Here is an 11,561-nt window from a genome sequence, read left to right as displayed (position 1 = left end):
CTCACCCGTCCGCCACTAATCCACTTAAAATCACTCCGAAGAGATCAATTAAGTTTCATCGTTCGACTTGCATGTGTTATGCACGCCGCCAGCGTTAATCCTGAGCCAGGATCAAACTCTCATAAAAAAATTGTATGAAAGTCTTAGATCAAGACTCTTATTCATTTACATCTGACTTAATCAAATGCGTGATTTATTCTTGTATATCAAGAATCATTTACTGTAAAGAAATTTAACTAGGTTATAGTTGTTATTCTTTAGAGTTTTTGTTTGCTATTTTAAATAGCTACAAAAACCATTGATATTTAATTTGTATGAAATGCCTTAGCATTTCTGGTTCATGTCTCAGCATTTATCGTGCTGACTATTATATAGTACCACAGGTTTTTTATCTTGTCAAGACTTTTTTTCATTTTTTTATGATTTTTTCATCTTGGCGATTAGTTCCTGTCGCACCGACATTTAATACTATAACATCTATTTTTCTCCTTGTCAAATTTTTTTTGTGTTTTTTTATTTATTTATTTTTGCTTCCTTATATATATGATTTTTTATCCTCTATCTTTTTTCTATAATGAAAAACCCTCCTTAAGGAGGGCTTACTTAATTAATCTTCTTCTGGTTCATAGTTTACTATTGATACCATTTTTCCATTTTTATCTTTTATTTTTCTGATTCTTTTATCAAATTCTAATCTTTTCATCCATATTATTTTATCACAGCCTGTACATCTTAGCTTGATGTCTGCTCCTACTCTTTCGATTTGCCAGAGGTTTTCTCCACATGGATGGCCCTTTTTTAGGGTTATTACGTCATCTACTTTATATTTTTTCATTTGTTTCGTACCCCACTAAGCTTGCTTTTATCCCTCTTTTTTCCATCTCTAACTTTATTAGCTCTCTTGCTTTTCTTGCTATAGCCCATTGGCTTCCTGCTTTGACTTCCGCTAGCATTCTTACTTTATAAGAGAATTCATCAAAACTGTTTATTTCAAAAAAGCTAAAGTCCTCTATAAAGTCTTTTTTATATTCGCTATTTTTTAGTTCTTTTGATACTTTTTCTATTATTTCTTTTGCTTCTTTTAGGTCCGTGTCATAGGATAGTCTGAAGCTTACATCTGATTTAGCCGGCCCTCTGTTAAAGTTTTGAACTTTTTCTATTTGGGAGTTTGGGATTATGTGGATTGACCCGTTGAAGTCTCTTATTTTTGTTGTTCTTAGGTTTAGCTCTTCTACTTCTCCTTCTGCACTTGCTGTCTGTATCCATTCTCCTACTCTTATCTTATCATCTATTATTATAAAGGCTCCTTTTATAAAGTCGCTGATTATAGATTGTGATGCGAAGGCTATGGCTAGACCTCCAACTCCTGCTGTAGCTATGAGTGCTGAGGTATTTATTCCTAGACCATCTAATATTCCTATAAGTACTACAAAAACAACTATTGTTTTTATTATTGAATAGAGGAGGTTGCCTGCAGTTTTTGTTTTCGACTTGTTGGCAATTTTCCCTGACCTTTCACTTTCTATTAGTTTGTCTATTAGCTTTCTTGCTATTTTCAGAAAAACTAGCCCTATTAATATCATTATCAGTGTTGATGTTAATTTTAGGACCAACTGATTTTTGACTAATTCTGATATGATGGGTGTTTTTTCTAGAGTATCTGCTATTTGCTCATTTGCTGTTTCTGTCAATTTCTTCTCCTAGAATTTTTTCTATTTCTCTGGCTAGATTTTGATGAAAGTCGCTTGCTAGGTGGATTCCATCTAAGTAATGTCCATCAATTTGGCTCGCTCTTATATAGTAATCTGCCCCATGAACTTTTTCTTCTAAGGCCTTTAATTTCCTATTGACTCCTTCATAGAAGCTGAAGATTTTTTCTTCTTCTATATAAGGAGGGCTTATTAGCATCGTTTTTCTTGCCTGAGATATATTTAGTATACTTTTTAGATTCTCTTCTACAAACTCGAGGCTTTTACCATTCATAAAGTCATTGGTCCCACCAAATATTATTAGTAGATCTTCTTTTTCTTTTAATTTTTGATATCTCTTGTATCTATTTAACATCTCTTCTGTTGTCGACCCATTTACTCCAAGGTTTTTAATTTCAAAACCCGCCTTTTGTAAAAAGCGGGTGTATGATTTTTCTTCTACTAAGTAGCCTAGGGTAAAAGAATCTCCTAATGCTGTTATTTTCATTATTTGACCTTTTTTAAGACTAGGGCTGTTCTTGATGGTATATAGATTTTTATGCCATCATAGTCAGTGCCCGGAAGTTTTTCTGTTGTGTATGTGTAATCGTGACTTATTCTGCCAAAACCACCAAATCTAAATTCGTCTGAGTCCATTAGAACTTTGAATTCTCCTATATCATGGATTGGTAGGTGGAAGGATTCGTAGGAATCTGTTGGGTGGAAATTAAATAGGTAGACTAGGTCTCCATTTCTGAAGGCTATAATTTTTCTATCGTTATCCAGCCATAGCCTATAGGTTGTTTTGCCTAATTGATGGTATTCCTTAACAAATTCTATCATGGCCCTATCAAATTCGTTTAGATATTGGTATTTTAGATAATCTGCATCGGCTAGAGACCACATACGACGTGCGTAATGATAGGAGAAGCCGTTGCCTTCTCTTGGGAAGTCTATCCATTCTGGATGACCAAATTCATTGCCCATGAAGTTTAGGTAACCATCTGTTCCCATTGATATGGTTATCCATCTTATCATCTTGTGGAGGGCTATGGCCCTGTCTATGATTAGATTATGGCTGTCTTTGGACATGGAATCGTACATTTCCTTATCTGCTAGCCTGAATATGGTGGTTTTTGAACCTACTAGGGCTTGGTCGTGACTTTCTACATAGCCTATTCTTTTTTCATTTGGTCTGTGGGTTGTTAGTTCGTACCACATGTTGGATAGGTTCCAATCGTAGTCATTTTTCTCTAGGGCTTTTTCCCAGAAATCTGGCATTCCCATCGCTAGCCTATAATCAAATCCTATACCGCCCTGGCTTACTGGCAAACACATACCTGGCATACCTGACATATCTTCTGCTATGGTTATGGCCTTTGGTTTAATTTCTCTGATTAATTCATTGGCCATTTGTAGGTAATTTAAGGCATCTATGTCTGTATTTATTGAGAAATATTTGCCATAATTATCAAAAGCTTCTCCCCTGCCGTGATCTCTATAGATCATGGAGGTGACTCCGTCAAATCTAAAACCATCGAAGTGATATTCTTCTAGCCAATATTTGACATTTGATAGGAGGAAGTGATTTACTCCTGCCTTGTGATAATCAAAAAGCTTGGAATCCCAGTCTGGATGGTTACCTTCTCCGCCTGCATGGAAGAATTGATAGTCGGTTCCGTCAAATTCATTGATACCTTCAGCTGTGTTTTTGACTGAGTGAGAATGAACTAGGTCCATTATCACATTAAGACCCATTTGGTGGGCTGTGTTTATTAGGCTCTTTAGGTCGTTGTTTTCCCCATACCAGGAAGATGGTGCAAAGAAATTTGATACTTGATAGCCAAATGACCCATAATATGGATGTTCGGCTATAGCCATAAGTTGAACTGTGTCATAGCCCGCCTTTTGTATTCTTGGCAAGATATATTTTTCAAATTCTTTGTAGGATGATACCTTGCCTTCTTCACCTGCCATTCCTATGTGGGCTTCATAAATTAGTGGATTGTCCTTTTTTATTTCAAAATCTTGGTCTGTCCACTCAAATTCTTTCCTTGGATTTTCTAGAACCATAGCATAGTCAAAGTCTTCATTTCTTTCGACCCTTCTTGCATAAAGTGGTATTCTTTCTGATAATCTACCATTTGCATCTACTAGGACTTTTATCCTTGATTTGTGTGGGATTGTCCTGATTCCTTCGACAAAGATTTCCCAATCTTCGTCATTTATTTTGTGGAGAGGATGGGAGTGCTTATCCCACCCATTAAAATCTCCTATTAGATAAAGACCGTCAGCATTTGGAGCCCATTCTCTATATATCCAGCCTCCTTTTACCTTGTGGAAGCCGTAATAATTGTGGGCATTGGCAAAATCTTTAAGTGATTTGCCATCTGCTAAGAACCTATTTTTTTGCTCTTGTAATCGATCCATCCTTAGATTAATATCATTTTCATAATCACTCAAATAAGGGTCAATATCGAGTATTTCCCATCTTGCCATAGTATTTCCTCTTAGTCTTTCTTGTAATTTTCTATTACTTTTTGGGTTATTTCTTTTGGAACCTCTTCATATCTTACAAAGTCCATTGAGAAGCTTCCTCTTGCTGATGTTTGGCTTCTTAGGTCTATTGCGTAGGTTAGAACTTCTGAAAGTGGTGCTTCTGCTTTGATTATCTGGCTACCATCTTCTTGTGGTTCCATGCCTAAGATTCTACCACGTCTCTTATTCATATCTCCCATTACATCACCCATGTTAGCGTCTGGAACATTGATTTCAAGAGCCATTACAGGTTCTAATAGGATTGGGTCTGCTTCTTCTATACCTTTTTTGAAGGCTATTCTTGCTGCAGTTTTGAAGGCTTGTTCGTTAGAATCTACTGGGTGATAAGAACCGTCATAAAGGGTTGCCTTTACGCCTGTTACCTTAAAGCCTGCTAATGGGCCTTCTAGTAGAGATTCCTCTAGACCTTTTTCTACAGCTGGGAAGTAGTTTTTAGGAACTGCTCCACCGAATACTTCTTCATCAAAGACAAAGTCTTCTTCTGTTGGTTCAAACCTGATAAATACATCACCATATTGACCTGCACCACCGGATTGTTTTTTGTGTTTACCTTGAACATCTGATTTGCCCTTAATTGTTTCTCTATAAGGGATTCTATATTCTACTATTTCTGTATTTACAGAGTAATTATCTTTTAGCTTATCCATTATTACTTCAAGCTGAACATTGCCAAGACCTGATAGGACTTGTTGACTTGTTTCTCTATTCATCTCGTTGTTAAAGCTTGGATCTTCTTCAGCTAGTTTTTGAAGAGCTTCAGAAATCTTATCCTCATCAGCACGGCTTACAGCCTTTATCGCGTAAAATAGGACTGGTTTTGGATATTTAACTTGTTTATAAAGGATTTTGTTTTCTTTAGAACAAAGTGTATCGCCAGTAGAAGTTGCTTCTAGTTTAGCAAAGGCTCCTATATCTCCAGCTACGACCTTATCTGTTTTAATTTGTTCATTTCCTCTTAGGTAGAAGAGTGAAGCTATCTTTTCATCTCTATCTTTGCTTGCATTATAAAGCTTGTCATCTTTTGAAATTGAACCTGATAGAACCTTAAAGATTGAAATCTTTCCTAAGAATGGGTCTGCAAGGGTCTTAAATACTACTGCAGAAAATGGTGCATCTTCTTTTGCTTCAAAAGCCTCATAGCCATCTGCTACCCTAAAACCAATATTAGCCGATTCATCATCGATTGCTGGCATGTATTTGATTATGCAGTCAAGTAGGCTTGTTAGACCTATCATTTTTTCTGTAGAACCTGCTATAAGTGGAACTACCTTACCATTTAGGATTGCCTTTGATAGACCTTCTCTAATTTCTGCTTCTGAGAATTCTTCGCCTTCAAAGAATTTTTCCATTAAGGCATCATCACTTTCAGCTACAGCTTCTATGACTTGGTTGTAAACTTCTTCAACTTCTGCCATTCTTATTTCTGGAATTTCTGCTTCAGCCTTTTCATCATTGTGATAGGTGTAGGCTTTTTTATCCATGACATCTATGATGCCCTCATATTCTTCACCTTCGCCAAGCATTAGGGTTAGAGGAATGATGTTTTTACCAAATTCTATATGAAGATCACTTACAACCTTATTAAAATTAGCGTTTTCCTTATCAAGTTTGTTTACAAAAATAATGGAAGGTAAATTAATTTTTTGAGTATATTTCCAATATTTTTCTGTACCAACTTCTATGCCCTTTTCACCATCTATTACAAAGAGAGCTGATTCTGCTGCCCTTAGAGCCTGCAATACTTCACCCTCAAAGTCAAAAAATCCTGGAGAATCTATGAAATTTAATTTATAATCGTTGTATTCTATCGGAATAATTGATGTTTGTAGGGAAATATTTCTCTTTTTCTCTTGTTTTTCGTAGTCTGAAACTGTATTTCCAGATTCTACTTTTCCCTTTTTATCGATAACACCAGTTTTAAATAAAAGGGATTCAGTAAGTGAAGTTTTACCGGCTCCCGAATGCCCTACCAAGGCAAGATTCCTGATCTTAGATGTATTATAGTTTTTCATATATTGCTCCTTCTTGGACTTGTTGTTAATTTTATGTCCATTTTTATTTTTATACTATAATTATATAATAACTTCTAATAAATTTCTACCCCTTTGAGAAAATGTTTTCACTTTATTGATAAAAAAAGCCCCACAGCCTTAGAGCTACAAAAGGGATTTTAGAATTTATTTTAAAATAAATTCTTAATGGGTACACAATTTGTACTCACTAGTTCTTAAAGTACATATGAGCTTATAACCTTTGAGATACTGACTATATCAACGCTAGTTTTAAAGTCAAACGAAAGAGACCTGCCATCATTAAAGGCAAGGAAAAGCTCACTATCAATATCCAAAACACCTGCAGTTTCAACACCAAAATATTGGATCTTTGAATAAGGATAAGAAATATAAGCTCTTTTTTTGCCGGTAATTCCTTGAACATTGACGACAAGAATCCTCTTATTAGAAAAAACAACCTGATCTCTAATTGTCTCAAAGGCCGATATGATTTCCTCTCCATCAACAAAAAAATCTAAAAGCTCACTTCTTACCTTAGATGAGTCAATCTCTTTTAAGTTAAAAGTGTTAGAGTCTCCCCAAAGACCTGTGCTAATTGTTGCCATAATATCTCCTTAAATATATCTTTTAGATATATATACCCGTTTTTATCTTGCTTACTTGTATTGTATATAAATACTTATTATCTATTGCATAGAAAAAGTAGATGAGTTTGTGCTTTTCATCTACTTTGTCATCAGTCTAAGCCCGATTAGGACCTATCTTTTAAATATTTTCTTTAAATAATCCATGACTGTAAGGGATTTTCTTAATTTATCATCCGGCAGATACTTATTTATAGCCCTTAAGACTTTTTTGTTGTCTTTGGTGTTGAAGATAAAATCGCCGTTTGCCTTGGTGTGAATGGCAAATCTGGATATTTTCTTATCAAGTATTACCGATGCCGTTACTAATTTTATTTCCTTATAGGGAATTTGTATATAATCTCTTACATCTCTTTCGTTATAATATTCTATAGCCTTATTACCTATAAGGAGGTCCCCCCTGCTGAGGAGACCTCCCAATAGATTAGCCTTTATCTTAAGATCGACTTTTGAATTTTGGCTTTGAATCATCTTACATTATTCTAAAGAATTTAGCTATTACACCGATTACAAATAGGGCTAAGATTATTGTAATTGGAGAAACATTTTTCTTTAATAATTTACAAATACCTAGGGTTAGTAGAAGTGGTACTAGACCAGGTATTAGTGAGTCCAAGTTTTGTTGTAAAGTTGTGACTTTTACTGGATCTAGGGCTGTTGGTCCTATTGCTGAAAATTGTTTAAGGGCCGCTTGGATTCCTTCAGCTCCTGCTGGTAGGGCTGCCCAGTCAATGTATGAACCTGGTTGTTGTTGAACAGCTGATACATCTAGGGCAAATTTGATTGATACCCATCTTTGTACTAGGGCACCTACTATAAACATACCTAAAATTGATGCCATGGTTGTAATCCTACCAAGGACACCGCCTGAAAGGTCTTTTGTTATTTCATTACCAGCCTTATAGCCTAGCTCTTGGGTTTGCCATTCAAATATCATTCTTAGGGCATTCCAAAGAATAAAGAATAAAAGTGGACCTAAAGGAGAACCTGTTAGGGCAAGAGATGCACCAAGGGCACCTATGATTGGTCTAAAGGTAAACCAGAATACTGGATCTCCTACACCTGCAAGAGGTCCCATCATACCTACCTTAACACCGTTTATTGCCGCATCTTCGATTGGTGTACCATTAGCTCTTTCTTCTTCCATAGCTAGGGTTACACCCATTACTGGGCTTGATACGTATGGGTGGGTATTATAAAATTCTAGGTGACGCTTAAGGGCATCAGCTTGGTCTTTTTTATCTTTGTAAAGTTCTTTGATGGCAGGAATTATAGAGAAAGCCCAACCACCATTTTGCATTCTTTCATAGTTCCAAGATCCTTGTAGGAATTGGTGTCTCCACCAAACTTTAACACGAGCAGACCTTGAAAGACTTATTTTTTTCTCGTTATTTATTGTTTTATCAGTCATAGCTTCTCCTTAATAATCATTGATTATATCGCCAAGTGGGTCACCGCTTCCGGCATTACCACTTCCGCTATTAGATGTAGCTAGTTGTTTTAGGGTCATGTATACTACAGCTAGTACGCAACCTATAACACCTAGGGCAATTAGGGTTAGGTTTGGAATTGCAGCAAGTACAAAACCTAGGGCAAAGAATGGCCAGGTTTCTTTTGTACTCATCATGTTGATAACCATAGCATAACCTACAGCTGCTACCATGCCGCCGCCTACTGCCATACCACCTGTTAGCCATTCTGGCATTCTGTTAAGTTGTTCTGTTACAACTGCTGGTGGGATAAAGCATAGTGCTAGAGCTGGGACAAGGATACGAAGACCTTGCATAGCTACTGCTACCCATGAAAGGGCTTCAATCTTACCAAAGTCAGCATTTTCTGCTGCTGCATCCATACCGTGAACTAATGGAATAGCTAGGGTTCTGGCAAGCATTGTAAGGAATAAACCTGCTACTGATAGAGGAATAGCAAGGGTTATAGATGTGTTAATAGCTGTAGTTGGATCAGCTGTTCCACCTTCTAGGGCTAAAACCATGATAATAGCTGAAGCAACTGATGCCAAAGCCGCATCTGGAGCTACTGCAGCACCGATATTTGCCCAACCTAAGGCAATCATTTGAAGTGAACCGCCAAGTATAATACCTTCTCTAAGATGGCCTGTTACAAGACCTATAAGGGTACAAGCAACAAGTGGTTGGTGGAATTGGAATTGGTCCAAAATACCTTCACAACCAGCTAGGAAAGCTACTAGGCCGATTAAAATAATATTAAAAATACTCATAATTTCTCCTACATATTTAATTCGCTTTTAGCTTTTTTGATAATAGATTCGTAATTTTCTGGGCTGTCAGCTGGTACTTTTCTTACATCGTACTTAACACCCATTGACTTAATCTTCTCAAGAGTTTCAACATCGTCCTTGTCCATGGCAAGTACATTTGTAACAACGACTTTGCCCTTAGAGTGAGCCATAGATCCGATGTTTACAGTATCAAGCTTACCACCCATTTCCAAGAATTCTAAAACCTCTTGAGGTTTTTCAAATAGAAGCAAGGCACGAGTAGCCCCAAATCTTGGGTCATCTTGAATCTCTTTCATCTTCTTGATAGGGACAACGTGAGCGTGAACTCCTGGAGGAGCAGCCTCCATAATCATTTGCTTACGAAGAGCATCGTGAGCAACATTGTCAGATACAACAATAATCCTGTCAGGCCTTATAGCCTTAGTCCAGTTACTTGCAACTTGACCATGTAAAAGCCTAGTATCAATTCTTGCAACAGGTATATCGATTTCTCCTGTACCAAGAACAGTACCCTCAGGAATAGTTCCACCTACCATCTTCTTTTCAACTTCGCTATCTGTCTTAGCTTCAGCCTCAGCTGCCTTTTCAACAGGATTTAGGCTATCAGGCTTAGCCTTAACGCCCTCCTTAGCAGATGTAATGATTGTAGTTGCAATCTTATGAGCAGATTCTTCAGTAAATCTCTCGCTAAGAGCCTCTATAACCATTGGAAGGTTAAGACCTGCGACAATAGCCCACTTATCTTCGTGTCCATCAAGAACAGCAGAAGATTGGTTAAATGGGGTACCTCCCCAAAGGTCGCATAGGAACAAAACTTCATCGCAATCGAGTTTTTCGATAGCAGCTTCTAGATTTGCCCTAAAGTCATCTGGCCCCATAGAAGGCTTAAGAACAACCGCTTCAAACTTATCTTGATTTCCAAAAATCATTTGAGCAGATTCCTTAATACCCTCAGCAAAGGCCCCGTGGCTTGCTAGGATAATTCCTACCATAATAACTCCTTTCTTGTATAAAATACAAATATTTTGATTTATTAAACAGTTATAAAAACTGATTTAATCCTAAATCACCGATTCCAAAACTTAAAACCTCTAGAACCTTTTAAAATACACATAATATCTTAAATCTGTCCAATAAACCTCATGTTAATTATAACATAATTCATTTAAATTAAACAAATTTTTAACAACTAATTCTCATCAGATGGGAAAAATATGCCCGCTTCAATCCTAGCTTGATTTATAGCCTGGACAGTGGCCAAAGTCAAATCAGCAAGGTCATTTGCCTTTTTGTAATTCCTGTCTTTTATAATTTTATCAAAGTCAATCCATTCATAGTAAAGTCTAGACTTAGTCCCATCAAGTTCTAAAAGCTCATCATCCTGACCCTTAATAGAAATAACAGCTGTGTCAAAAGAATTTAAGGCATCCTTTATAGTAATAGTACCCAACTCTCCCTGGATAGTATTTAAAAATTCTGCAGAAGAATCCTTAGCCCCTATACAAACAGCCTTAAAATCTCCATAATCCATCACCATAACTCCAGAAGTATCGATAGAATTTTCAATATTTGGAAAATATTTCACATCCTCTGGCACGCCAAAAAGATTAATCACATAATCAATATTATAAACATTGAGATCCATAAGGGCCCCACCGGCATGGCCAAGACTAAAGGCAGGAGCGATTTCCCCCTTCTTAAAGGCATCATACCTAGATGAATATTGGGAATAATTAAAAGAAACAATCTTAAGCTTACCCAAATTATTAATCCTCTCCTTAACAGCAAGAGCATTTGGATTAAAACGGTTACTCATAGCTTCAAGGACGATTAGATTTTTCTTTTCAGCCTTCCTAAAAATCTTTAGGGCCTGGTTGATATCAGCAGTAAAAGGCTTCTCGCAAATAATATCCTTGCCATAATCAAGGGCCTTATCCATAACCTCATAGTGGAGATTATTAGGAAGAGCCACATATACAACCTCAACCTCATCATCAGCTAGAAGCTTCTCATAATCAGTGTAATATTTATGAATTTCATATCTTCGGCATAAATCTTTGAGTTTTTCCTCACTACGGCTAGTAGCCGCAATAGCAAGAAGATCAATACCATCTATATCATTTAAAAAAGTGAGCTGTTCCTTGACAATTTTCCCAGCCCCAATAATTCCTAATTTCATAAAAATCCTTTCATTAAGTATCGTTATATTAATACCCAAAAAAGCTAGACTTTTATACAATATAAAATTATTTTAGGGGCTTGCCCCTAAAACCCCTACTTTATTATCCAAGACAATATTATTATGAGGTTTAATTCTTCGTTATTTTATCTTTTATTAAATGATTATTATTTACTATTGAATCTCCGTCTCAAGGGGAGGCCCAAGGGACCTTCCGCA

General features: G+C 36.5%; 11 protein-coding genes and 1 rRNA gene. All 12 read right to left on the bottom strand.

The annotated features are described in order from the left end of the window. A 16S ribosomal RNA gene (locus ACCQ42_RS10035) occupies positions 1 to 127 on the bottom strand; the annotation flags it as partial. Positions 128 to 607: 480 nt separating this feature from the next. Beyond that, positions 608 to 835, bottom strand: a complete 228-nt coding sequence (locus ACCQ42_RS10030) for a DUF951 domain-containing protein (protein ID WP_410036052.1) — start codon at positions 833 to 835, stop codon at positions 608 to 610. Then, on the bottom strand, positions 822 to 1,691 hold the full coding sequence (locus tag ACCQ42_RS10025) for a mechanosensitive ion channel family protein (protein ID WP_410036051.1): 870 nt from the start codon (positions 1,689 to 1,691) through the stop codon (positions 822 to 824). The genes ACCQ42_RS10030 and ACCQ42_RS10025 overlap by 14 nt, the downstream gene beginning before the upstream one ends. After that, complete coding sequence (locus ACCQ42_RS10020) at positions 1,672 to 2,196, bottom strand: GDSL-type esterase/lipase family protein (RefSeq protein ID WP_106461048.1); 525 nt, start codon at positions 2,194 to 2,196, stop codon at positions 1,672 to 1,674. The genes ACCQ42_RS10025 and ACCQ42_RS10020 overlap by 20 nt, the downstream gene beginning before the upstream one ends. Beyond that, positions 2,196 to 4,187 carry an alpha-amylase family glycosyl hydrolase gene (locus tag ACCQ42_RS10015; RefSeq protein WP_410036050.1) on the bottom strand — a complete coding sequence of 664 codons (1,992 nt, stop codon included), beginning with the start codon at positions 4,185 to 4,187 and terminating at the stop codon, positions 2,196 to 2,198. The genes ACCQ42_RS10020 and ACCQ42_RS10015 overlap by 1 nt, the downstream gene beginning before the upstream one ends. A gap of 11 nt (positions 4,188 to 4,198) precedes the next feature. Further along, a complete protein-coding gene (gene fusA / locus ACCQ42_RS10010; RefSeq protein WP_410036048.1) occupies positions 4,199 to 6,259 on the bottom strand; it encodes an elongation factor G in 2,061 nt (686 codons plus the stop codon). Between the two features lie 215 nt (positions 6,260 to 6,474). Beyond that, complete coding sequence (locus ACCQ42_RS10005; protein ID WP_265214237.1) at positions 6,475 to 6,864, bottom strand: PH domain-containing protein; 390 nt, start codon at positions 6,862 to 6,864, stop codon at positions 6,475 to 6,477. Between the two features lie 153 nt (positions 6,865 to 7,017). Further along, positions 7,018 to 7,374 carry a DUF956 family protein gene (locus ACCQ42_RS10000; protein ID WP_410036047.1) on the bottom strand — a complete coding sequence of 119 codons (357 nt, stop codon included), beginning with the start codon at positions 7,372 to 7,374 and terminating at the stop codon, positions 7,018 to 7,020. A 1-nt stretch (position 7,375) separates the two neighbouring features. Then, a complete protein-coding gene (locus ACCQ42_RS09995) occupies positions 7,376 to 8,314 on the bottom strand; it encodes a PTS system mannose/fructose/sorbose family transporter subunit IID (RefSeq protein ID WP_106461053.1) in 939 nt (312 codons plus the stop codon). Between the two features lie 9 nt (positions 8,315 to 8,323). Further along, on the bottom strand, positions 8,324 to 9,142 hold the full coding sequence (locus ACCQ42_RS09990) for a PTS mannose/fructose/sorbose transporter subunit IIC (RefSeq protein WP_410036046.1): 819 nt from the start codon (positions 9,140 to 9,142) through the stop codon (positions 8,324 to 8,326). A gap of 8 nt (positions 9,143 to 9,150) precedes the next feature. Beyond that, entirely contained in the window at positions 9,151 to 10,155 is a 1,005-nt protein-coding gene (locus tag ACCQ42_RS09985; protein WP_410036045.1) for a PTS sugar transporter subunit IIB, read from the bottom strand. Positions 10,156 to 10,352: 197 nt separating this feature from the next. After that, positions 10,353 to 11,342, bottom strand: coding sequence for a Gfo/Idh/MocA family protein (locus tag ACCQ42_RS09980; RefSeq protein ID WP_410036044.1), 990 nt, complete (start codon positions 11,340 to 11,342; stop codon positions 10,353 to 10,355). Positions 11,343 to 11,561 lie beyond the last annotated feature (219 nt).

Origin of the sequence: Anaerococcus kampingae, from assembly GCF_046365475.1 — a bacterium.
Taxonomy (GTDB): domain Bacteria; phylum Bacillota; class Clostridia; order Tissierellales; family Peptoniphilaceae; genus Anaerococcus; species Anaerococcus kampingae.
This window is presented reverse-complemented; position numbering and strand designations above follow the sequence as displayed.